Consider the following 23528-nt stretch of genomic DNA (forward strand, 5'->3'; position numbering starts at 1 on the left):
GGCCTTCGTCGCGATGGCGTTCAAGCCATTTGTAGCCGGTCTGGCGGCTGATGTTGAAACGCCGGCACAGCTCACTGAAGGGCAGGCTCTGTGCGGCTGCCAGACTGACGAATTCCTGTCTGAGGCTCATGGTGTCTTTTACATTCCAGGGCATGGATGGATTCGGGCGTTGGGTTGCCCAAAAGTGTCAACCATGTCCCCATACACCTGTCAATCATGTCTCCGGTCTGTACACCGCTGCAAAGAAAGGAGGTGCCGCCCCGCACAGGGGCAACGCTGGCATACCGACACGATCACAAGTAAGCAAGTAACCCACCCGCCTATGCGCGCGCTTGCGCCAATCCTCGCGAGCGCTCCCAGCGCAGCGCGCCGAGAAACACCAGTGCGCCCGCAAACAGCACCCACAGCATGGCGTCGTGGCCCGCGTGCTCCATCAGTGCGCCGGTGACGATCGGACCGCCGAAGCTCGCCGCGCTCCACGCAGCGCTCACGAGCGCGCTGGCGGAAACGAGCGCGACGCCCTCGAAACGCTCGCCGCACGCAACGATAGCAAGCGTATAAATGGAGCCCGCCGCCGCGCCCAGCACGAAGAGGAGCGGCCAGCGCAGCCAGGGCGTCTCGACGACGAAGGGCAAAAGCGGTAGCAGCACCGCGACAATCACACCCATGAGCGCATGCACGCGCTCGCGGCCGAGCCGGTCGGCGAGCCAGCCGATGGGGAATTGCATGGTCGTGTCGCCGAGCAGCACGACCGAGGCGAACAGCACGGCGACCTCCGTGTTGACGCCGTGACCCATCGCGAAGAGCGGCAACAGCGACAGCGCGAGCGTATCGAACAGCGCGAAAAAGCCGGTGGCGACGATGAGCGCAGGCATCTTCGGCATCACGTGACGCCAGCTTCCGTGCGGCTCGTGCATGTCGGTGTGCTGCGGACTCGTGCGGATCGCCGCGAGCATCGGCAACGCGATGAGAAAGAGCGCGCCGCAGATTGCGAAGCGCCACGCCGTATAGCCCGCGATCTGGCTCACGAGCACCGGGCCCGACATCTGGAACAGCGTGAACGTGGTCGCGTAGATGCCCACCACGCGGCCGCGGTTCGAATCGTCGGCGAGTTCGTTGACCCAGGCTTCGCCGATCGTGAAGAGCAGCATGAGCGCCGCGCCGCAGAGCATGCGCAGGAGCGCCCAGAGCCATAGATTGGCGCTTGCCTGCATTAGCGCAGTCGCGACGGCCACGGTCAGCACCGAGCCGACGATCACCTGGCGCGAGCCGAAGCGTGTGGAGATCCATGCCGTGAACGGCACGACGGCGAGGCCCCCCAGCGCCTGGGCGGCAGTGAGCAGGCCGACGATGGCGGTGCCGTAGCCGGCGTCGGTAAGGGCGACGGCAGTGAGCGGAAGCGTCGCGCCGGAGCCCAGGCCGACCACGGCCACGCTCAGGATCAGCGCGAGAAAGTCACGGGTGAGGACGGTTTTCACCGTCACGCGCAGGAAGTCGGCGCGGAAATCGCCACGCGGCGGCGCGCGCGCCGCTCGATTTGCGCCGAAACCAGCGTGAGCGCGAGCGCCGCGAAAGCGGTGGCCACGCCCACCCACGGCAGCGCCGTGAGCGGTGCGCCCGCGCTGATCGCCACGCCCCCAATCCACGCGCCGCCCGCATTGCCGAGATTGAACGCGCCCTGATTGAGCGTGGAGGCGAGGTTGGGCGCATCGCTCGCGCGGTCGACGATCAGGATCTGCAACGGCGGCACGATCGCGAACGCGAGAATGCCCCACACGAAGATCGTCGCCATGGCCGCGATCGGGTCGTGCATCGTCAGCGAAAACACGGCGAGCACCACAGCGATCATGGCGAGGAACGTGAGCAGCGAGCGCATGAGCTTCCAGTCGGCGAGCTTGCCGCCCAGCGTGCTGCCTACCGTGAGCCCAAGGCCGAACAGCAGCAGCACGAACGTGACTTCGTGCGGCGAGAAACCGGTCACGTCCTCGAGAATCGGCGTGATGTAGGTGAACACCGCGAAGAGGCTGGCCGAGGCCAACACGCTCATGCCGAGCACCATGAGCACCTGCGGGTTCTTCAGCACGCCGAACTCATGCACGAGGCTCGCCTTCTGCATTTCGATCTTCGCGGGCAGGTACACCTGCAGCGCCGCCGCCGCGAGGATGCCGATGGCCGTCACGGCCCAGAACGTCGTGCGCCAGCCGGCGATCTGGCCGAGCGCCGTGCCGAGCGGCACGCCCAGTACGTTCGCGAGCGTCAAGCCCGTGAACATCAGCGCGATGGCCTGGGCGCGGCGGTTCGGCGCCACGAGTCCGGCCGCGACCACCGAGCCGATGCCGAAGAACGCGCCGTGGCAGAACGCGGTGACGATGCGCGCGGCCATCAGGATCGAGTAGTTCGGGGCGAGCGCACACAACAGGTTGCCGACGATGAAGATGCCGATCAGGCGCATGAGCGCCTGCTTGCGCGGCACATTGGCAATGGCGACGGCGACGATGGGCGCGCCGATCGTCACGCCGAGCGCATAGGCCGAGACGAGCATGCCCGCCGCCGGGATCGAGACGCTCAGGTCGCGCGCGACGTCGGGCAGCAGGCCCATGATGACGAATTCGGTGGTACCGATACCAAAGGCGGCTACGGCAAGGGCGAGAAGAGGCAAGGGCATGGCGTGTGTTCGGCGCAGGACAGCGGCGGGCGGTAGTGGGCTACGCGCGAAGCCGTCTTATTTAAGTCAACGCGGAATTGTACTGAAACCGGACACAACGCATACGGCACGCATTTTCAATGCTGTTGGGAAAACAACAGCTTTTCTCGCCGGCCCCTGTTCACCGTTCCTTCATTTTTCTTGACGATTTCTACAGGTTACGTGCATGGCGCAACGCGCTCGCGGGCAGCACGATACCCACACGATCCAACGAGCGAAACCGTCCGCCATCCGGCCCGCCCGCCGGCGGGCGCCGCCCTCGCGTCGTCCGTCCCGCGCATGACGGAAACGAATATGCGCAACCCTCCTGGAGCGATGACATGAAGACGATGACCACAGTACGCATCGCGGTGGCCGCAGCGGCCGTCCTATTCGCAGGTAGCGCGCTGGCGCAGTCGCAAAGCGACGACCAGACACGGGCCAGCACGCCGCCGGTTGCGCAGGACGTGGGCGGCGCACCGATGTCGACAGGCGCTTCGGGCGCGCCGATGGCGCTCACGCACGCGCAGGTCTATCAGGACCTGGTGCGCTCCGAGCAATCGGGCCAGCAGAAGGCGCTGAGCGAAGGGCTCTATCACGGTAACTGAGTCGACAAGACAGACCCACGTATCAGGACGGCGACGCGACGCGCTCTCGCGACCTGCGCCAGGCGCTCAGCGTGTCGGGCCGCCGCCAATATGTTTTTCGATGAGCCGCATGCGCCCCGTTGGACGCCAGGGCGCGAACCATGGATTGGTGCGCAACTCGCATAGCCGCGAACTGCGCTCGGCCAGCGCCGTTTCGAGCCAGCGGAACATCTCGTCTGGCTGCGCGAGGCGCGCGTAGGCCTCGGCGATGAGCAGCGGCGACGTGTACCGGGCCCGGCGCCGCGCGAGCAGGTCCCCCAGATACCAGCGCAGCACCGCGTCATACCCGCCCGTTTCCCAGCGAGCGCGAATGGTGGTCGCGCGCGCTTGCTGGTTGCAGCGTTCGAGCGCTTCCACGGTGGCATCCACCGCCTGCGCGTACAGCTTTTTCACTTCGAACGCGGTAGCGAGCAACTGATAGACGAGCGGCGGATGGTCCATGTGCCCCGGCGCGAGATACTCGCTGACGACTTCCGCATGCCTGCCCGACATCACCATGCCGAACGCGCGCGACCCCTGGAACGCCAGCGGATCGATGCGTTCGGCGCGCTCCATCGCGGCGTCGCCTTCGGCGCGGCGTCCCGCCGCCACCAGCATGCGCGCATAGAGCCGATGCGCTTCCGGGTAACTCGGGTTGCGCCGTAGTGCAGCCTTGAAGCCGGCCTCGGCCTGGTCCCAGTCCCAGTCGTAAAAGTAACGCACGGCCGCGAGCGCGTGATGCGCCTCGGGTAGGTCCGGGTCGAGTTCGAGCGCGCTTTCGGCAAGCGAGCGCGCGACCGGCCAGCCATCGTCGGGCGCGACGAAGCCATGCACCACTGTCGATCCGTAGTAGTTCGAAAGGCCCGTGTAGCCGAGCGCATAGCTCGGGTCGTGTTCGAGCGCGGCCTCGAAGTAGGTGCGGCTGCGCACGAAGTCTTCGCCGTCGATGCCGTGATGCGCGCAAAAGCCCGCTTCGAAATGCACGCGGCGATACCAGAAGAAACGCCCGCGCACATACGCGTCGTGCGCGGCGGGATCGACGGGCAGGCGCCGCTCGAGGCGCGTGCGCTGCTGCTCGGAAAGCGTCGAGGCCAGGTTCTCGGCGAGCGCCGCGACCGCTTCCTTGAGGATGTCGAGCGCGCCTTGCGTGGCGCTTTCGTGCGCGCGGCTCCAGATCTGCGCTTCGTCGGCGCAGCGGATCAGACGCGTGAGGATGCGGGTTTGCTGCCCCGCGCGCGTCAGCGAGCCTTCGAGCACGTAGTCGAGCTTCAACTCGCGCGCGATCTCCCCGATGCTCTTTTGCGTCGCGCGGTAACGCGCTGCCGTGGTGCGCGCGATCGTGAGCAGGCGCTCCGGGTTGAGCGCGCCGAGCGTGACCGAGATCTCGTCGGCGAGCGCGCTGCACAGGCAGTCCTGGCTCGCGTCGCCTGTGTGGTTGGTGAACGGCAGCACCAGCATGCGGACGGCGGGCGGCGCGTGCTCGCTCTCGCGCAACGCGTGCGGGTCGCGCGCGGCAGCCGACGCACCGTGAACCTCGGACGACTCGGGCAGGATGCCGTCGAACCGGTAGCCTTTGCCCTTCACGGTGATGAGGTGACGCGGATTGGCGGGGTCGTCGGCGAGCGCGATGCGGATCTTGCGGATCGCCGTGTTCAGGCCGTTGTCGGTGTCGCGAAAGGGGCTGCCGGCCCACAGCCGGTCGACGATGTCCGCGCGCGATATCAGCTCGCCGTGGCGCGAGGCAAGCAGGATCAGAAGATCCATGGGCAACCGCTCCAGCCGGACCTCCGCACCTTCTCGGCGCAACTGGTACCGCTCGACGTCGAGTTCGAAGTCCGCGAAGCGGATGATTCGATCCGTCGGCATGAGGTCTCTCCCGTGATGCGGCATCAGGGAAGGGGGGGCGCCTGGGCGGTTCGTCTGAAGATTGCCGTTAGACGCAGGCGTACTCAGCGTCATGACACATGGCGGCAGGGACAGGGGTGGGGGCAGCGGCGCGGATCAGTTTCAATGTAGCGGGTCGCGCGTGCGCCTTCAAGCGTCAAGCGCCGCGCACGGTGGCCATCGACACTTCAATCGACTGTCGCGAGGTTCGCGTGCGATTTTCGTTTAGCTGACTACGGTTCGCGTGGATCGAGCGGTTCACCATGACGGCCCGCGCCGGCCGCGAAGCGCGCCGCGAGCGCGAGCCCTTCGTCGAGCACCGCGCGATAGCCGAGCGCGCCTTCGCGGCGCAGCGCCTCGGCAGTGTCGGGCAGCATGCTGTGTTCGAGCGCCGAGCGGCGGTCCGCGAGCAGCGCCGCTTGCGGTAGCGCCGCGAGTTGCGCGGCAAGTTTCTCGGCGGCCTGACGCGCGCCGCCTTTTGCGACCACGCGATTGGCGAGGCCGAATGCGAGGGCTTCCTGCGCATCGACGGCGCGCCCCGTGAGGATCAGATCGAGTGCGCGCGACAGGCCGATCAGGCGCGGCAGGCGCACCGTGCCGCCGTCGATGAGCGGCACGCCCACGCGGCGGCAGAACACGCCGAGCACGGCGTCTTCTTCGACCACGCGCAAGTCGCACAACAGTGCAAGTTCGAGCCCGCCCGCCACGGCATAGCCAGAAATCGCCGCGATCACGGGCTTGCTGAGCGACATGCGCGTGGGGCCGAGCGGGCCTAGGCCGCTGCCGTTGGCGTGAATTTCATTGCGGCGTTCGGGGTCGGCTAGCGCGTTGAGGTCCGCGCCCGCGCAGAAGGTGCCGCCCGCGCCGTACAGCACGCCCGCGAGCCACGCGGGGTTTTCTTCGAAGCGCGTAAAGGCGGCAGCGAGTGCGTTCGCCACGGGCCTGTCGATGGCGTTGCGCTGCGCCGGGCGGTCGAGCACGAGAATTGCTACACGCTCTTGAGTTTCGATACGGACATGCTCGCCGAAGGTTTCGATCGTCATGTGTCAGTCCTCGATGCGCCCCGCATTCGTCATAAAAATTTAACGGCTCATCCGTAGCTTAGGCCGGTTTAATTTCCTGAACTACGTTTTCCCCACCGCACGCATGCAATCGACGTCCATGTCCAGCATCACCTCCGTTTCGGATTCCTCGCCGTATCCCGCTTGTGGACCCTTGTGGACTGTCCCGTTGCCCGACCACGACGCGTATGACCATGTGCGCTTCAAGCGCGTCTTCACGACTGACGGCACGCGCCACGTCGTCGTGATCGTCGATCTGCACAGGCTGCTTCTCTGCGCCGACCGCGACGACACCGACTATGTGCTCAAGCCCGTCGACGACTGGCATAGCGGCAAAATACGCGGCATTCGCGAGTTTCTCGATCCGGACAACGAGCGCGTGCCGCAGATGCCCTATGTGACGATCAGCAAACGCCGCGTGGCGGGGCTGGCCGGATGGTTCGGACTCGCGCACGAGGGCGTGGTGGCGTTTCGCAATGGCCAGCATCGCGCGCGCTACCTCGCGTGGGCGGGGGCATTGTGGCTACCCGTGGAAGTGCACGAGCGCGAAGCGGCATTGCTGCGCGAGCTGTGCGGCGCGGGCGACGTGGGCGTGCTGCTTCCGGTCGACGGCAGCTCGCCCCGGCTCTGATGCGCCATCGCGCGCGAACGGCATGTTCGCTAACGGCGCGCTCGCTTGTCGGCATGTTCTCAAACCATCGGGCACACACGCTACGCGCGCCCGATGTGTGCTCACGCCACGCTCAGCGGCCGGCTGGGTGCGCCAGTGGCACTCGCCGGCATGGGCGATGCATGACGCGCGTGCTCGAAATGCTCGACCGTGTAGTCGACGAAGCGGCGCGTCTTTGCCGGCAGATACTGGCGGCTCGGATAGACGATGGACATGCGCGCGTCGGGATCGTCGATGTCGTAGTCGGGCAGGAGCCGGCGCAAGGTGCCCGCGGTGAAGTCGTCTGCGACGAGCGGCGCGGGCACGATCGCGACACCCATGCCGGCCAGCGCGGCGAGCCGTACCATCAGCATGTTGTTGACTGCGTAGCCGGGCTGCAGCGTGACCTGCTGGGCACGCTCGCCGGGCTTCGCGAACTGCCACGTCGCGCTGCGCTCCTCGGGAGGCAGCGCGACCGCCGCGCACTGCGCGAGCTGCTCGGGCGTGTGCGGCTCGCCGTGCTCGGCGAGCCACTCGGGAGCCGCGCAGGGGACGAACGTCGTGGTGCCGAGCGCGCGCTCCACGCACTCGCCGTTGCGTGCGGGCGTAGCGCCGACGATGCCCACGTCGAAGCCGTCTTCCATGACATCCACGGGCCGTTCGGCGAGCGTGAGGCGCACGTTCACGCGCGGATACAGACGCCGGTAACCGTCGATGAGCGGCGTGAGCGTGGCGAGCGAGAGCGCGCCCGCGGCGACCACGCGCAGCGTGCCGCTCGGCTCGTTTTCCGTGTGCGCCAGTGAGCGCTCCAGATGATCGAGTTCCTCCAGCACGCAACGACAGCCTTCGAGGTAGCGCTGGCCTGCGTCGGTAAGCGCGAGATTGCGCGTGGTGCGATTGATCAGGCGTGTATTCAGGTGTGCCTCGAGCATCGCGACGGAGCGCGTGACGAGCGCGTTGGAGACGTCGAGCTGCTGCGCGGCGCGACGAAAGCTCTCGGTTTCCGCAACCCTGACGAAGACGCGCATGGCGTGTATCTGGTTCATGTGTAGCCTCGTATGCTCGATGCATGGACCGGTTGAGGGGCACCGCAACTGCTGGCGAAGTTGAGGGACGAAGCGGTGTGTCGCGTTGTTCTGGTCAATGTGCTTCGAATGGACGACTGCGATCGACGATTGCGGGAATCTAACAAAAATAATATTGACAGTCGGTGAGAATTACAATATCTATCTCAACACACGGCAGTATTTCTTGCTTGTAAAAGATCCAATACGCAATCGGCATGTATTGAGTGAGGAGTGCGTTGTGCGTTTTTGTCACTATCAATATATTGTGCATTGCGGATAACGTGTTTGCGTAATTCGCACAAGTCGCCGATATCTGTCAGAACTGCCAGATTCATGGCGGATCCACCTTTGCCTGCGGCCGATTGTGAGGCATTGCGGTCTGTGAATTCCTCGTAATTGACAAGCCGGCATTAAGCGTGCATTGATTCTTTTGCTGCGTGAAGGAATGATTGCGCATGGAGAAAATAACGACCGGCATTAGCATTGCATGTTATTTAATGTGCATTGCCGCTCGTTGTTTGAGCATCCTTTCGGGCTAACTAAAACGTAAATCGGCAGACCAGACATGATCGTCGAATTGCTGAAGTCGCAACCCGAGATTGCCCTGTTCGTGAGCCTCGCGCTCGGTTATCTGATTGGTTCGATCCGCTTCGGGCCGATCTCCCTCGGGGGCGTGTGCGGCACGCTGATCGTCGCGCTCGTGCTCGGGCAAACCGGCGCGCGCATCTCGCCGGACCTCAAGAACATTGCCTTCGCACTCTTCATCTTTGCGCTCGGCTTCACGGGCGGTCCGCAGTTCTTCGCGAACGTCGGGCGCGGCTGGCGCTACGGACTTCTCTCGATCGTCGAGATCGTCTCGGTCATGGCGCTCATCATGATCGCGGTCGTCGTGATGAAGCTCGATGCGGGCACGGCGGCGGGCCTGCTCGCGGGCGCGGCGACCGAATCGGCCGTGATCGGCACGGCTTCCGAGGCGATCACGCGGCTCGGCCTGACCGACGCCCAGGTGAGCACGCTGCAGGCGCATATCGTCACCGCGTACAGCGTGAGCTACCTCTTTGGCCTCATCACCATCGTGCTCTTCACGAGTCAGATCGCCCCGCTGATCCTGCGCGTGAACCTGCGCGAAGAGGCCGCGCGCCTGTATCGCAAGCTCGGCGGCGACGGCGCGCTCGACGAAGGGCAACGGCTCGCGCTTGCGCCGCTCGAAGGTCGCGCGTTCAACGTGGGCCCCGCGGCCGGCGTCGCAGTCGCCGCCTTCGAGGCGCGCTTTGGCAACAACGTCACGATCGAGTACGTGCTGCGCGATGGGCGCCAGCTAGACGCCAACGCGCAGTCCATACTGCAGCCGGGCGACATCGTGCTGATCGCCGGGCGTCGCGAAGCCGTGATCGAAGCGGCAAGCAGTCTGGGCGAAGAGATGCCGGGCGAGGGCTTGTTCAAGCTGCTCGCCAAACGCGTGGACGTGATGGTCACGCAGCGCGACGTCAACGGCCTCACGCTCGCGCAAATGCGCGAACGCGCCGCGCCGGAAGCAGGCCGCGGCATCTACGTGGGCGCGATCACGCGGCTCGACACCACAGTGCCCGCCTTGCCCGCCATGGTCGTGCATCGCGGCGACGTGCTGACGCTGGTCGGCACGCCCAGCGACGTCGCGCGCGGCGCGAAGCGTCTTGGCTACGTGATCCAGCAGACGCAGAAGACCGACTTCGTCTATCTGGGCCTCGGCGTGCTGGTCGGCATGATGATCGGGCGTTTCGGCGTGAACGTGGGCGGCGTCACGCTGGTGCTCGGCACAGGCGGCGGGTGCCTGCTTTCGGGTCTGTTTTTCGGCTGGTTGCGTTCGCATTTCCCCGTGGTGGGCTCGCTGCCCTCGGCCGCCGCGCAGGTGCTCAAGGACTTTGGTCTTGCCACCTTCATCGCGGCCGTCGGGCTCTCTGCCGGCCCCGACGCCATCAAGCTCGTGCGCGAGTACGGTCTCGCGCTGCCGCTCGCCGGCATTCTGATGGTGCTGATTCCCGGGCTCCTTTCACTCTGGATCGGGCACATGTTCCTCAAGCTCGAAGCGCCGATGCTGCTCGGCGCGATTGCAGGCCAGCAGTGCAGCACGCCGGCGATCAGTGCGCTCGTCGGCGTAGCCGGCAACTCGACTCCGGTGATCGGCTACACGATCACCTACGCGCTGTCGAACATCCTCTTGCCGCTCATGGGTCCCGTGGTGGTGGGGCTCGCGGCGAAGTTTGGTTGACGAGTTTTGGCTGGCGTTTTCGGCTCGATTTGACCGGCGGTGTTCCATTGCCGGCCGTCCCCAGCAGCAACGGGGGTTCTTTCCCAAAGCGAGGACACGATGGAATGGCTACATGACATCTTTCACAAATCCCCGGAAATCGCGCTATTTCTCTCCCTGGCCGTTGGCTACTGGATCGGCCAGATCAACTTCGGCAAGTTCCAGCTAGGCGGCGTGGGCGGCTCGCTGCTCGCGGCCGTCGTCGTGAGCCAGGTGGGCGTGACCGTCGACAACGGCGTGAAGTCGGTGATGTTCGCCGTCTTCATCTATGCCGTGGGCTACGACTCCGGCCCGGGCTTCTTCAACTCGCTCAACCGCAAGACGCTGCGCGAAATCGCCATGGCGGTATTCATGGCGTTGGCGGGTCTCGCCACCGTGCTGATTTGCGCGAAGCTCTTTCACCTCAACAAGGGCCTGGCCGCCGGTCTCGCGGCGGGCGGCATGACGCAGTCGGCCATCATCGGCACGGCCGGCGACGCGATCGCGCGCCTGGGGCTGCCGCCCGACCAGGTGAAGGCCATGCAGGCCGACGTCGCGATCGGCTACGCCGTCACGTATGTGTTCGGCTCGCTCGGCGCGATCATCGTCTGCGTGAACATCCTGCCGAAGTTCATGGGCCGCAGCCTCAAGGACGCCTCCGCGGACGCCGAGCGCGAAATGTCGGGTGGCAACGCCGCCGCGGGGCCGGGCCAGATCACGGCGCTGCCCGAGTTGTTCGGGCGCGTGTTCCGTGTCGAGAACGCCGCGGGCAAGACCGTCAAGCAGATCGAGCTGGCCGAGAGCGACCTGGTGGCGGTCGAGAAGATTCGCCGCGCCGGCAAGATGTTCGACGCCACCCCCGACTTCGTGCTGAGCCGGGACGATGTCGTGCTGGTGGTGGGCCGCCGCGAGCAAATGGTCGAAGTGGGCGCGCTGATCGGGCCGGAAGTGCCGGACTCGGGCGGCATGAGCCTCGTGATGCAAACGCGCCAGCTCGTGTTCACGAAGAAGGGCATGAACCACACGACGATTGCCGAAGTGCGCAAGAACGTGGACCGCGATCTGCGTCATGGCGTGTACATCGAGAAGATCGAGCGTGTGGGCCAGCCCGTGCCGCTCCTGCTTGAGACGAAGCTCGAGCACGGCGACGTGGTGACGATCTATGGCACGGCCACCGACACGAAGCGCGCCGTGCAGGCCGCCGGCTATGAACTCGCGTACAGCAACAAGACCGACTTCATCTACATGGGCGTGGGCCTCGTGCTCGGCTTGCTGGTGGGCTTGATCGTGGTGAACGTGGCCGGCATTCCGCTCACGCTCGGATCCGGCGGCGGCTGTCTGCTCGCGGGCCTCGTGTTCGGCTGGATGCGCGGCAAGCACCCCATGTACGGCGTGATGCCGCCCGCGGCTTCGCAACTGCTCAAGGACTTCGGGCTTGCGGCGTTCGTCGCGGTGGTGGGGCTGAACTCGGGCCTGCAGGCCGTCGTGACCGTCAAGCAGAGCGGCCTCACCATTTTCCTGCTCGGCGTCGTGGTGACGATCGTGCCGCTCATTCTCACGATGCTGTTTGGCCGCTACGTGCTCAAGTACAACAACGCGGCCATTCTGGCGGGCGCGCTGTCCGGCTCGCGCAGCGCAAACCCGGCCTTCGGCGGCATTCTCGACAAGGCGGAGAGCGCGGTGCCCACCGTGCCTTTCGCCATTACCTACGCGATCGCGAACGTGTTGCTCACGCTGCTTGGGCCGCTCGTGGTCGGTCTCGCATGACATGAACCCAATGTGTGCTGCGCAAGGAAGCAAACGGCGCGCGGCACGCGCAACGTCTTCCAATGGAGAACACCATGGCAACGAAAGCGAAGGGTAACGGCGCGAAAGAAAAGTCGGGTCTCGATGCACTGAGCCCGTTCGAACTGAAGGACGAACTCATCAAGGCGGCCGGCGGCGGTGCGACCGCGCGCCCGGCCAATCTCGCGATGCTCAACGCGGGCCGCGGCAACCCCAACTTCCTCGCCACGATTCCGCGTCACGGCTTCTGGCAACTCGGCCTGTTCGCCATGCGCGAGTCGGAGCGCTCGTTTGCCTACATGCCCGAGGGTGTGGGCGGCTTCCCGCAGCGCGACGGCATCGTCGAGCGCTTCGACCTCTTCGTGCGCGAGAGCAAGGGGCAGCCCGGTATCAAATTCCTCGCGGGCGCGGTGTCGTATGTGCGCGACCAGTTGGGGCTTTCGGCGGGCGACTTCCTCTATGAGATGTGCGAAGGCATTCTCGCCTGCAATTACCCGGTGCCGGACCGCATGCTCAAGCTTTCGGAGATCATCGTCGGGCAGTACCTGCGCCGCGAGATGGTCGGCAAGCATCCGTTCGTCGGCGAGTTCGACGTGTTCGCCGTGGAAGGCGGCACGGCGGCCATGACGTACATCTTCAACACGATGCGCGAGAACTTCCTCATCAAGGCAGGCGACACCATCGCGCTGGGCATGCCGATTTTCACGCCGTACATCGAGATTCCGGAACTCAACGACTACCAACTCAACGTGGTGCACCTGAACGCCACGGTGGAAAACAACTGGCAGTACTCGAAGAAGGAGCTAGACAAGCTGCGCGACCCGAAGGTCAAGGCGTTCTTCCTCGTGAACCCGAGCAACCCGCCTTCGGTGAAGATCGACGACGCGAGCCTCGAATACATCGCCGAGATCGTGAAGGAGCGTCCGGATCTCATCATCCTGACCGACGACGTGTACGGCACCTTCGCCGACAACTTCGTCTCGCTCTTCGCGCTCGCGCCGAAGAACACGATTCTCGTGTACTCCTATTCGAAGTACTTCGGCGCGACGGGCTGGCGTCTGGGTGCGATCGCCACGCATCGCGACAACGTGCTCGACCACACGCTCGCGAAGCTGCCGAAGGACGAGAAGAAGGAACTGCACAAGCGCTACGAGTCGATCACGACTCAGCCGGACAAGCTCAAGTTCATCGACCGTCTGGTGGCCGACAGCCGTACGGTCGCGCTGAACCACACTGCCGGTCTTTCCACGCCGCAGCAGGTGCAGATGGTGCTGTTCTCGCTGTTCTCGCTCATGGACACGCCCGACGCGTACAAGAACGCGCTCAAGCGCCTCATTCGCAACCGCAAGCGCGCGCTCTTCGAGGAAATGGGCGTGCCCTACGGCGAGGGCGATCCGAACCAGGTCGACTACTACACGATCCTCGACATGGAATACATGGGCGAGAAGCGCTTCGGGCGCGAATTCGTCGACTGGCTGCTCAAGCAGGTCAAGCCGAACGAACTGCTGTTCCGTCTCGCGGAAGAGGCGCGCGTCGTGCTGCTGCCGGGCAAGGGCTTCGGCACGCCGCATCCGTCGGGCCGCGTGTCGCTCGCAAATCTCAACGAGTCGGACTATCGCAAGATCGGCCGCGCGGTGCGCAAGCTCACCGAGGAATATGTGCAGCGTTATAACGAGGCCACGGGCAAGAAGCTCGATCCGACTGCGGTGAAGAAGTAAGCCGAGGCGGCGCGCAGCCGCCGCGAGTTTCAGTTCGTCTGAAGTCCGGGCCGCATCCGGCGTGGTTTGCCGGGTGCGGTTTTTTATTCGGCTTGTTGCCCGGCGGGCGTGCTGGCGCCGCTTGCGTGTTGTGCACCCTGCGCGGCGTGCGCACGCACGCTCTTGCGATGAAGCGAAACCGAAAGCGCCACGGCGGAGGCCGCCGCGATGGCGGCGAAGAGGAACACCGACCCATACCCAAACAGATTCGCCACATAGCCGGCAAGCGGGCCGGTAATGCCCAGCGAGAGGTCGAGGAACACGGAGTAGGCCGAGAGCGCGGCGCCGCGGCTGGCGGGCGGTACGAGCCCGACCGCCTCGACGCCGAGCGCCGGGAACACGAGCGCGAAGCCGAAGCCGGTGAGCGCCGCGCCCGCGAGCGCGACTTGCGGCGTGGGCGCGAGCCACAGCAGCAAGAGGCCCGCGCATTCGCACGAGAACGAGACGATGGCGACGCGAAAGCCCCCGAAGCGCTTGATGGTGTTGGCGAACAACAGGCGCGCGCCGATGAACATCAGACCGAACACCGTGAGCGTGAACGCGGCGTTGGGCCAATGGCGCGCGGCGTAGAACAGCGTGATGAAGGTTGCGATGGAGCCGAAGCCCGCCGAGCCGAGCGCGAGGCCGATGCCGTGCGGCAGCACGCGCGTGAACACACTGCGGTACGACATGCGCTCGCCGTGCACGATCGGCACCGGCGCGATGGGGCGCGCGAGCCAGAAGCCCAGCGCGGCCATCGCGATGACCGAAATGCCGAGGATCCAGTAGCCGAGGGCATGCGCCATCACGACGCCCAGCGGCGCGCCGATCGCGAGTGCGCCATAGGTGGCGATGCCGTTCCACGAGATCACCTTCGCGTTGTGCGCGGTGCCCACGCGGCCGATGCCCCAGAGGATCGCGCCGGTGCCGCACAGGCTTTCGCCGCAGCCGAGCATCAGGCGGCTCACCACCAGCAGCGCGAGCGAGAGGCCGGCCCAGTGATCGACGAGCGTGCCGAGCAGCAGCAGTACGCCACTCGCGCCGCAGATCGTCAGGCCGATCGTCACGGTTTTCTTGGGGCCGAGCGTATCCGCCGAGCGGCCGGCGAGCGCGCGTGAGCACAGCGTGGCGACGTACTGCACGCTGATCGCGGCGCCCGCGACCACGGTGCTGAAACCGAGGTCGTTGTGCACGTAGCCCGGCAACACGGCGAGCGGAATGCCGATCGTCAGGTAGCAGAGGAAGGTGAAAAAGACGACCGGAATGATCTGCAGGGTCGTCGACGCGGCTTTGCGCGGGGGCGCCAAATCAGCGGACATGGGGAAAATGCGGATGGAAAACGGCGGGAAAGGCGTGATTGTCCCATGGAACCGGTTTTTATGCAGAAACCGAAAAGCCGTTCCGGCCGGCGGAACACGCGTTTTCTGAGCTGATTATGGCCTTTTGCGTCCGAGAGCCGGCCTGCGAAGATTCAGTCACATTGCGCGACGTTGGCCGAGATATTGGCATCTGAACTGGCAATTAGTCAGTCGAATATGTCCGATATTCGCAAATCTGCTGCGAAATCGCGCAATCGAGACGCTTCAACATAAGCACAGGCGCACCGCAGCACGCCGATTTATCGATCCAACGATATATTCCCCATGGTCCTCTAGCTATGGGTTGCCAATATTGGCAGTGGTAGTTTTCGAACCGTCCACTCGAGCGGCACACGCCTTTTGCGAGCCGCAGCCAACGACGAGCCAGAAACCATGAGCCAGCCGATCCGCTTTTACCACCGCAACGCGATTCGCGAAGTCAGCGACGCGGGCGTCACCCGCACCGTCCTCCAGTACCTGCGCGAAGACGCGCGCTGCACTGGCACCAAGGAAGGCTGCGCCGAAGGCGACTGCGGCGCCTGCACGGTCGTGGTGGGCGAGCGCAACGAGGCGGGCGGCATGAGCTTCAAGGCCGTCAACGCCTGCATCCAGTTCCTGCCGACGCTCGACGGCAAGGCGCTCTTCACCGTCGAAGACCTGCGCCAGCCCGACGGCTCACTGCACCCCGTACAGCAGGCCATGGTCGACTGCCACGGCTCGCAGTGCGGTTTTTGCACGCCGGGCTTCGTGATGTCGATGTGGGCGCTCTACGAGAAGCATGGCCACGAGCACGCGGGGCAGTCCAATCACGCCTGTGCCGCCAAGGGCGCGTGCAGCGTGCCTTCGCGCGACGAGATCGCCAATGCGCTCACGGGCAACCTGTGCCGCTGCACGGGATACCGGCCGATCCTCGACGCCGCCGAGCAGATGTTCCAGGCCGACGCGCCGAAGCAGCCCATCGACGTGAAGGCGCTCGCCCAGACGCTCGCCACGCTCGAACGCATGGACACCTTCCACTACGAGAGCCGCGGACAGCAATACGACGCGCCGCGCACCGTCGACGCGCTCGCCGCGATCAAGGCCGCGCGCCCCAACACGCGCATTCTCGCGGGCAGCACCGACATCGGCCTGTGGGTCACGAAGCAAATGCGCGAACTTGGCGACATCGTCTACGTGGGCCAGGTCGATGCGATGCGCCGCGTCGACGTGAGCGATGCGTGGATCGAGATCGGCGCGGGCGTGAGCGTCGAGCGCGGTTATGCGGAACTCGCGAAGCACTACCCGGAACTCGAAGAGATGTGGCAGCGCTTCGCCTCGCTGCCCATCCGCAACGCGGGCACGATCGGCGGCAACGTCGCGAACGGCTCGCCCATCGGCGACTCGATGCCGGGGCTCATCGCGCTTGGCGCGCGCGTAGTGCTGCGCGGGGGCGACACCGAGCGCGAAATGCCGCTCGAAGACCTCTACCTCGCCTACCAGAAGAAGGACATGGCCGAGCACGAGTTCGTGCTCGCGCTCAAGGTGCCCACGCGCACCGGCGCGCGCGCGAACCTGCGTTTTCGCACCTACAAGGTCTCGAAGCGCTTCGACTCGGACATCTCAGCCGTGTGCGCCGCCTTCGCCTATATCGCCGATGGCGACGTGATCCGCGAGCCGCGCATTGCCTTCGGCGGCATGGCCGCGACGCCGAAGCGCGCGAGCCACGCGGAAGGCCTGCTCACCGATGCGCAATGGCACGAAGCCACGGCCCAGGCCGCGATGATCGCGCTCGGCAAGGACTATGCGCCGCTGTCCGACATGCGCGCGACGAGCGACTACCGGCTCGAAGCCGCGAAGAACACGCTGTACCGCTTCTGGCTCGAAACGCGTCCGCATAACCCGCTTGCGCCGCGAGCGCTCAATGTACGCAACGTAGCCGCAGAAATCGCTTGAGACACTCAGGAATCGGAAGAGACATACGGAGAACGAAACAATGAACCAGCAAGCCGAACCGTTCCTGGACGAACTCAAGGCACGCGAGCCCTTCGCGCAAGTCCATGTATCGCGCCCGCACGAATCCGCGCATCTGCACGTGAGCGGGCGCGCCACCTATACCGACGACATTCCGGTCGTGGCGGGCACGCTGCACGCCGCGCTCGGGCTTTCGCAGAAGCCGCACGCCCGCATCGTTTCCATGAACCTCGCGAAAGTGCGCGCGACGCCTGGCGTCGTGGCGGTGCTCACGGCCGAGGACATTCCCGGCGTGAACGACTGCGGCCCGATCATCCACGACGATCCGGTGCTCGCCGATGGCGTCGTGCAGTACGTGGGCCAGCCCATGTTCATCGTCGTGGCGACGTCCCACGACACGGCGCGCCTCGCCGCCCGGCGCGCCGAGGTGCAGTACGAAGAGCTGCCCGCCGTGCTCACGGCGCAGCAGGCGCGCGCCGCGCAGCAGTCGGTGCTGCCGCCGATGAAGCTTGCGCGCGGCGAGGCATCCACGCGCGCGGCGCGCGCCGCGCATCGGCATGAAGGCGAGATGCTGCTGGGCGGCCAGGAGCAGTTCTACCTCGAAGGCCAGATTGCCTACGCGGTGCCGAAGGACGACGACGGCATGCACGTGTGGTGCTCCACGCAGCACCCGAGCGAAATGCAGCACCTCGTCGCGCATGTGCTGGGCGTCGCCTCGCACAACGTGCTCGTGGAGTGCCGCCGCATGGGCGGCGGCTTCGGCGGCAAGGAATCACAGTCGGGCCTCTTTGCCTGCTGCGCCGCGCTCGCCGCCTGGAAGCTCCTGTGCCCAGTGAAGCTGCGCCCCGACCGCGACGACGACATGATGGTCACGGGCAAGCGTCACGATTTCCACTACACGTACGAAGTGGGCTACGACGACCAGGGCACGATCGAAGGCGTGTCGGTCGACATGACCTCGCGCTGCGGCTTTTCCGCGGACCTTTCCGGCCCGGTGATGACGCGCGCGGTTTGCCACTTCGACAACGCCTACTGGCTGTCCGACGTGTCGATCGCCGGTTTCTGCGGCAAGACCAACACGCAGTCGAACACGGCGTTTCGCGGCTTCGGCGGCCCGCAGGGCGCGTTCGCGATCGAATACATCATGGACGACGTGGCGCGCACGCTCGGCCTCGATTCGCTCGACGTGCGCCGCCGCAATCTCTACGGCAAGACGCAGAACAACGAGACGCCCTATGGCCAGGTCGTGGAGGACAACGTCATTCACGAGCTGATCGACGAGCTGGTGGAAACGAGCGGTTATCGCGCGCGGCGCGCCGCGATTCGCGAATTCAACGCGAACAACGACGTGCTCAAGAAGGGCATCGCGCTCACCCCGGTCAAGTTCGGCATCGCGTTCAACGTCACGCACTTCAACCAGGCGGGCGCGCTCGTTCACATCTACACCGACGGCTCGGTGCTCGTGAACCACGGCGGCACCGAAATGGGCCAGGGACTGAACACGAAGGTCGCGCAGGTCGTGGCGCATGAGCTGGGCATCGAGTTCGGCCGTGTGCGCGTGACCGCCACGGACACGAGCAAGGTCGCGAACACCTCCGCCACGGCGGCATCGACTGGCACCGACCTGAACGGCAAGGCGGCCCAGGACGCCGCACGCCAGCTGCGCATGCGCCTCGCCGCGCTGGCGGCGACCACGTACGGCAAGGGTGAAATCAGCGCCGCCGACGTGGGCTTCGCCAACGAGTCCGTGATCGTGGGCGAGACGATCGTGCCGTTCGAGACGCTGGTGTCGAAGGCCTATCTTGCGCGCGTCCAGCTCTGGTCCGATGGTTTCTACACCACGCCCAAGCTGTACTGGGATCAGGCCACGCTGCGCGGACGGCCGTTCTACTACTACTCGTATGGCGCGGCGGTATCGGAAGTCGTGATCGACACGCTCACGGGCGAAATGCGTGTGCTGCGCGCCGATGCGCTGCACGACGTGGGCGCGTCGCTGAATCCGGCGCTCGACGTGGGCCAGGTGGAGGGCGGTTTCATCCAGGGCATGGGCTGGCTCACCACGGAAGAGCTGTGGTGGAAGCCGGACGGCAAGCTCATGACGCACGCGCCGTCCACCTACAAGATTCCGACCGTGAACGACACGCCGGCCGAATTCAACGTGCGGCTCTTCAAGAACCGCAACGCAGAAGACAGCATCCACCGCTCGAAGGCCGTGGGCGAGCCGCCGTTGTTGCTGCCGTTCTCGGTGTTCTTCGCGATTCGCGACGCCGTGGCGAGCGTGGCCGACTACCGCTTCAATCCGCCGATGAATGCGCCGGCCACCGCCGAGGAAATCCTCAAGGGCGTGCGCGCGGTGCGGACGATGGCGCGCGAGGGGGCTGCGAAATGAATCGCGATCCTGAACATTGCGTGCGCGTCGATGCGCATCTGGACAAAGCCGGGCGCGTGATCATCGGCCGCCGCAGCACGCCGGTGCCGCACTACGGGCCGATGCACATCGTCCTGTTCGGCGCCGGCCACGTGGGCCACGCGCTCGTCACGCTGCTCGGCATGCTGCCGTGTGTCGTGCAGTGGGTGGACGAGCGCGACGAACTGTTCCCCGACGAAGTGCCCGCCAACGTGCAGATCGAGGCGACGGACACGCCGGCGGCCATCGTCGACGAAGCGCCGGCGGGCGCTTACTTCCTCGTGATGACGCACAATCACGCGCTCGACTTCGAGCTGACCGAGCGCATCATGCGGCGGCGCGATTTCGCGTGGTTCGGCCTCATCGGCTCGAAAACGAAGCGCGTGAAGTTCGAGCGGCGGCTCATGGAGCGCGGGGTGGAAGCGCAGCGCCTGGACGAGATGACGTGCCCGATCGGCGTGACGGGGATCGTCGACAAGGCGCCTTCGTCGATCGCGGTGGCGGTCGCCGCGCAACTCATGCAGATGCGGGTGGCGCAGCGCCCGGCGGTGGTGAGAACGGTCGCGCTCGAGCGGGCCTGATTCCACGAGCCTCGCAAGCGAGACGGGCGCCTCGATGACGAGGGCGCCCGTTTGCGTTGGTTCAGGCCGCTTCGAGCGGCGGCGTGGGCGTCGCTTCGCTGGCCGCGTTCGCGGCCTTCTTCGCCCCGGCGCGCTTCGTGTCGCGCTCAGTGGTCAACGCTCCCGACACCGCTTCGATCAACCCGCGCAGCCATCCCACATCGCTTGGCCGGTCCGGCTGCGGATGCCACATCTGGTAGCAGTGAATGCGCGGAAACGCGAACGGCGTCTCGACGACGGCGATGGGCATGAGCCCCGCGTAATGCTGCGCGAAGCGCCGTGTCGTCGTGAAGATCAGATCCGATTGCAGCAAGACCTGCGGCACGAGCCCGAAGTAGGGCAGCGTCGCGACGATGCGGCGCTCGGCCTTCGCCTTCGCAAACCCCAGATCGATTGCGCTCGCATGCGAGCCCGTATAGGGCGTGGGCGCGAGATGGGGCGCGGCGAGATACGCCTCGCGCGTGAGTTCGCGGCGCGCGAGCGGATGGTCCGCGCGCATCATGCAGACGACCTTGTCGGAGAAGAGGTCGCTGCGCGCGAAACGCGCCTCGGGCTTCGGCCAGTTGCCGATCACGATGTCGAGCTCGCCCGAGTCCAGCGCGCCGTGATGGTCGAGCGTGGGCGAGAGCGAGAGGATTTCCAGCCGTGCCGCCGGCGCCGTCTCGCGAAAGCGCGCGATCAGCGTCGGCATGAAGAAGTCGTTGAGGTAGTCGGGGGCGGCGAGGCGGAACGTGCGCTTCGAGCGCTCCGGGTCGAAGTCGCCGTGCGGCGTGGCGACGAACTCCACGTCGCGCAGCACGCGCTGTGCGTGCTGCAATAGCGACTCGCCATACTCGGTCGGCACCATGCCTGCCTTGCCGCGCACGAGGATCGGATCGCCCAGGATCTCGCGCAGCCGGCGCAATGCCGTGCTGATGGCGGGCTGGGTCTGGTTCAGGCGCAGCGCGGCCTGCGTGACGCTGCGCTCGACCAGCAGCGTGCGCAGCACGCGCACCAGCCAGATGTCGAGGGTGAGGGCGTTATCGTCGTCCATGGGGTGTGGCGGGCAAGGGCGCGTGCGCGCAGACGCACATCGTTGCGCGCACGGATTCACCCGTAACCATATGCCTGCTCGCGCGCCACCGCCATAGGGCGCGCGGCATGACCGGCATCAGAAGGACGCGCTTTGGATGGTTCCGCGGCGCGTTGCCCGTCACTCGGTAACCGGCTTCGCGAGCCCCGAGGGCAGCGTGCTGATGCGCTTGACCTCGCGCGAGTCGAGCCAGTTCGGGCTGCGCGCGCAGTAGAGCACCATCGGCAAGGCGTCCTCGCCCCAGAAGAGCTGCTTGTTCATCCAGAAGGTCGGCACGCCGAACACGCCCATTGCGATTGCGTCGTTGGTGTTGCGGCGTAACTGCGCGCGCACGGCTTCTTCCTCGATCAGCGACTCGGCGTGTGGAATGCCCACGCGCTCGCAAAGCTGCTCGAAGCCCTCGTCGCTCGACGGGTCGCGCCCCTCGCGCCAGATGAAGCGGAAAATCTCGCGCACGCACGCGAAGTCGCCGCCCGCCGCGATGGCGAGCAGCATCGGCCTGACCGAGTCGAACGGGTGCGCGGGCGGCATCTTGAACGGAATGCCGAGCTGCTCGGCGCGAAAGAGCGCGTGCCGGTACGTGAAGACGCGCTTGGCCGGGACCGCGGAACCGAACGGCTGGCCCCAGTGCCGGTATAGCTCGGAAAGCAGCACGGGCGTCGGCACGAAGTTGAAGCCGGGCCACTTGTCATGCTGTTCCAGCAACAGATACGAAAACGGCGACACGAAGTCGTAGAACCAGGCCGGCTGGCTGGCGTCGATGCCGTCGATCATGCTGTTCCTCCGCTCTGTGGCGATATCCGGGCCATTGCTTGCATGGCCTATTGTTCGGTTCAAAATGCGTGCAGCGGCGCTAATGCGTGCGCTCGCCTGTTTCATTGCCGCCGCTTTCGTTTGCATGGCTCGCCTCTGTCCCCGCTGTGCCTGCGTCGTTGCCCCCGCCTTGCGGCGCCTCTGCCGCTTCGGCGCTTTGCGCTGTCTGCTCGTCTTCAGCGGCAACGCCTGCGTCCGGCGCTTCGCGCGTGCCGGAGAGGCGCGCGCGCACGAAGCCGATATGCTCGCGCAGCACGTAGAACTGTTCCGCATAGGCAAGCGGCATTTTCATGCCGTTCACCGACTCCTCGATCTTGTCGAGCTGGCGGATCAGCGCGCGGCGCTCGGTGGACGAGTTGTCGGCCATCGCGGCGCGCTCGAGTGCGATGAGCGAGCCGTACCAGCGGTAGATGCGCGATTTTACCCGCCAGGCGTAGAGCGAAGGCACGATCCGCATGCCCGGAATCAGCACGACGATGATCGGCACGAGCAGCACCACGAGCCGGTCGGCGAGGCTCGCTACCCAGAAGGGCAGCACGCGGTAGAGGAAGCTCTTGCCCGACTTGTAGTAGCGCGCGGCGTCGGCGCTGATCGGGAAGTCCTGGGCGCGCGGCGCGGGGAATTCGCCGGCGCGCTGCAGCAGTGTGGAGCGGCCGTGCACTTCCTTGGCCGCTTCGATCAGGAGGTCGGAGAGCGCGGGATGCAGCGAGTCGCGCGCGACCAGCTCGGCCGTGGGCGCAATGAAGTGCAGGGGAGCTGCCGGCAGGTTGCGGCCGAAGTCGAACGCGCCCATCGGGATCGTGATGGCCGTGAGGTACGGAAAGCGCCGCGCGTAGGCGTCGGCCTGGACGAAGTCGAAGAAGCGCACGCCCGGCATGCGCATGAGGCGTCCCATGACGGGCGGCTGCGCGGAGTCGCCCGCGAGAATGGCGACGTCGATCTTGCCTGCCACGAGTTCGCGCGCGGCGTCGTCGCCGGAAAGCGGCAGGAGCCTGGTCGGGCCGCCGGGCTCGATGCCGTTCGCCTTGAGCAGGTTGAGCGCAAGCTCGCGCGTGCCGCTGCCCTCGGCGCCGATGGCGATGCGCTGGCCTTCGAACTGCGAGAGGCGCGTGGCGACGGGGCCGTGATAGAACACCACGAGCGGCACGTAAGCCACGCTGCCGAGCGAGACGAGGCCGCCTGGCACCCTGCTCGCGAGGCCGTCCTGCACGAATGCGACGTCGACGTTCGACTTCGGGTCGGCGAGACGCTGCAGGTTCTGCGCCGAGCCCTCCGATTCGAGCACGTTCAGCGTGATGTTGTTGCGCGCGAGGATGGCCTTGTACTTTTCCGCGGCGTTCCAGAAGGTGCTGCCCTTGGGCCCGGCACTCATGGTGAGCGTGCTGGGCGGCGCAGGCTGGATAAGGCGCACCGCGAGCCAGATGGCCGCCGCGCTCACGAGCAGGATGGGACCGAACGTGACGGCCAGGTCGCGCCACGAGATCGCCACGAAACGCGCGACGAGACGGGGGGGAGGTTTGCGGCCGGTACGGGACTTCATCGGGGTGGGGC

Annotated in this window: 19 protein-coding genes; 8 read left to right on the forward strand and 11 right to left on the reverse strand. The window is 66.0% G+C overall.

Features of this window, described 5'->3' with window-relative positions; genetic code table 11:
* The 3 genes from M3I56_RS37385 to M3I56_RS37395 all read right to left on the reverse strand — a co-directional run.
* Positions 1-154: helix-turn-helix domain-containing protein (locus M3I56_RS37385; RefSeq protein ID WP_254358207.1), on the reverse strand; the 154-nt coding region annotated here is incomplete at its 3' end.
* A 166-nt stretch (positions 155-320) separates the two neighbouring features.
* Positions 321-1478 (reverse strand): MFS transporter, encoded by a 1158-nt coding sequence (locus M3I56_RS37390; RefSeq protein ID WP_254358260.1) that lies wholly within the window; start codon positions 1476-1478, stop codon positions 321-323.
* Between the two features lie 2 nt (positions 1479-1480).
* Entirely contained in the window at positions 1481-2665 is a 1185-nt protein-coding gene (locus tag M3I56_RS37395) for an MFS transporter (RefSeq protein WP_254358244.1), read from the reverse strand.
* A 359-nt stretch (positions 2666-3024) separates the two neighbouring features.
* On the opposite strand from M3I56_RS37395, the gene M3I56_RS37400 reads away from it, so the two are divergent.
* Complete coding sequence (locus M3I56_RS37400; RefSeq protein WP_254358245.1) at positions 3025-3291, forward strand: hypothetical protein; 267 nt, start codon at positions 3025-3027, stop codon at positions 3289-3291.
* 66 nt (positions 3292-3357) lie between these two features.
* Here the strand turns inward: M3I56_RS37400 and M3I56_RS37405 are convergent, their stop codons facing one another.
* Entirely contained in the window at positions 3358-5175 is a 1818-nt protein-coding gene (locus tag M3I56_RS37405; RefSeq protein WP_254358246.1) for a winged helix-turn-helix domain-containing protein, read from the reverse strand.
* A gap of 251 nt (positions 5176-5426) precedes the next feature.
* A complete protein-coding gene (locus M3I56_RS37410) occupies positions 5427-6236 on the reverse strand; it encodes a crotonase/enoyl-CoA hydratase family protein (RefSeq protein WP_254358247.1) in 810 nt (269 codons plus the stop codon).
* Between the two features lie 118 nt (positions 6237-6354).
* Here M3I56_RS37410 and M3I56_RS37415 point away from each other — a divergent pair, with 118 nt between their 5' ends.
* Entirely contained in the window at positions 6355-6885 is a 531-nt protein-coding gene (locus tag M3I56_RS37415) for a hypothetical protein (protein WP_254358248.1), read from the forward strand.
* A gap of 101 nt (positions 6886-6986) precedes the next feature.
* Here M3I56_RS37415 and M3I56_RS37420 read toward each other — a convergent pair whose 3' ends face one another.
* Together M3I56_RS37420 and M3I56_RS37425 are read right to left on the reverse strand one after the other, a co-directional pair.
* Positions 6987-7949: a LysR family transcriptional regulator gene (locus M3I56_RS37420; RefSeq protein ID WP_254358249.1), complete on the reverse strand. Its 963-nt coding sequence runs from the start codon at positions 7947-7949 to the stop codon at positions 6987-6989.
* Between the two features lie 185 nt (positions 7950-8134).
* The gene (locus M3I56_RS37425; protein ID WP_254358250.1) at positions 8135-8305 is read right to left on the reverse strand and encodes a hypothetical protein; all 171 of its coding nucleotides are present in this window, start codon (positions 8303-8305) and stop codon (positions 8135-8137) included.
* Positions 8306-8535: 230 nt separating this feature from the next.
* On the opposite strand from M3I56_RS37425, the gene aspT (M3I56_RS37430) reads away from it, so the two are divergent.
* From aspT (M3I56_RS37430) to M3I56_RS37440, 3 genes are all read left to right on the forward strand, one after another.
* A complete protein-coding gene (gene aspT, locus M3I56_RS37430; RefSeq protein WP_254358251.1) occupies positions 8536-10218 on the forward strand; it encodes an aspartate-alanine antiporter in 1683 nt (560 codons plus the stop codon).
* 99 nt (positions 10219-10317) lie between these two features.
* Positions 10318-12003 carry an aspartate-alanine antiporter gene (gene aspT, locus M3I56_RS37435; RefSeq protein ID WP_254358252.1) on the forward strand — a complete coding sequence of 562 codons (1686 nt, stop codon included), beginning with the start codon at positions 10318-10320 and terminating at the stop codon, positions 12001-12003.
* A gap of 74 nt (positions 12004-12077) precedes the next feature.
* Positions 12078-13739 carry a bifunctional aspartate transaminase/aspartate 4-decarboxylase gene (locus M3I56_RS37440; protein WP_254358253.1) on the forward strand — a complete coding sequence of 554 codons (1662 nt, stop codon included), beginning with the start codon at positions 12078-12080 and terminating at the stop codon, positions 13737-13739.
* An 83-nt stretch (positions 13740-13822) separates the two neighbouring features.
* Here the strand turns inward: M3I56_RS37440 and M3I56_RS37445 are convergent, their stop codons facing one another.
* On the reverse strand, positions 13823-15076 hold the full coding sequence (locus M3I56_RS37445; protein WP_254358254.1) for an MFS transporter: 1254 nt from the start codon (positions 15074-15076) through the stop codon (positions 13823-13825).
* Between the two features lie 432 nt (positions 15077-15508).
* On the opposite strand from M3I56_RS37445, the gene xdhA reads away from it, so the two are divergent.
* The 3 genes from xdhA to xdhC are packed head-to-tail and all read left to right on the forward strand — an operon-like array spanning position 15509 to position 20053.
* Positions 15509-17047 carry a xanthine dehydrogenase small subunit gene (gene xdhA / locus M3I56_RS37450; RefSeq protein ID WP_254358255.1) on the forward strand — a complete coding sequence of 513 codons (1539 nt, stop codon included), beginning with the start codon at positions 15509-15511 and terminating at the stop codon, positions 17045-17047.
* A gap of 40 nt (positions 17048-17087) precedes the next feature.
* Positions 17088-19454 (forward strand): xanthine dehydrogenase molybdopterin binding subunit, encoded by a 2367-nt coding sequence (gene xdhB / locus M3I56_RS37455; protein WP_254358256.1) that lies wholly within the window; start codon positions 17088-17090, stop codon positions 19452-19454.
* Complete coding sequence (xdhC, locus tag M3I56_RS37460) at positions 19451-20053, forward strand: xanthine dehydrogenase accessory protein XdhC (protein WP_254358257.1); 603 nt, start codon at positions 19451-19453, stop codon at positions 20051-20053. Before xdhB ends, xdhC begins: the two co-directional genes overlap by 4 nt.
* A 61-nt stretch (positions 20054-20114) precedes the next feature.
* On the opposite strand, the gene M3I56_RS37465 is transcribed toward xdhC, so the two are convergent.
* The 3 genes from M3I56_RS37465 to M3I56_RS37475 all read right to left on the reverse strand — a co-directional run bounded on the left by M3I56_RS37465 (position 20115) and on the right by M3I56_RS37475 (position 23517).
* Positions 20115-21125: a LysR family transcriptional regulator gene (locus tag M3I56_RS37465; RefSeq protein ID WP_254358258.1), complete on the reverse strand. Its 1011-nt coding sequence runs from the start codon at positions 21123-21125 to the stop codon at positions 20115-20117.
* Positions 21126-21284: 159 nt separating this feature from the next.
* Positions 21285-21938, reverse strand: coding sequence for a 2-hydroxychromene-2-carboxylate isomerase (locus tag M3I56_RS37470; RefSeq protein ID WP_254358259.1), 654 nt, complete (start codon positions 21936-21938; stop codon positions 21285-21287).
* Positions 21939-22017: 79 nt separating this feature from the next.
* On the reverse strand, positions 22018-23517 hold the full coding sequence (locus M3I56_RS37475) for a TAXI family TRAP transporter solute-binding subunit (protein WP_254358261.1): 1500 nt from the start codon (positions 23515-23517) through the stop codon (positions 22018-22020).
* Positions 23518-23528 lie beyond the last annotated feature (11 nt).

The sequence above is a fragment of the Paraburkholderia sp. CNPSo 3281 genome (assembly GCF_024206515.1).
GTDB lineage: Bacteria > Pseudomonadota > Gammaproteobacteria > Burkholderiales > Burkholderiaceae > Paraburkholderia > Paraburkholderia nodosa.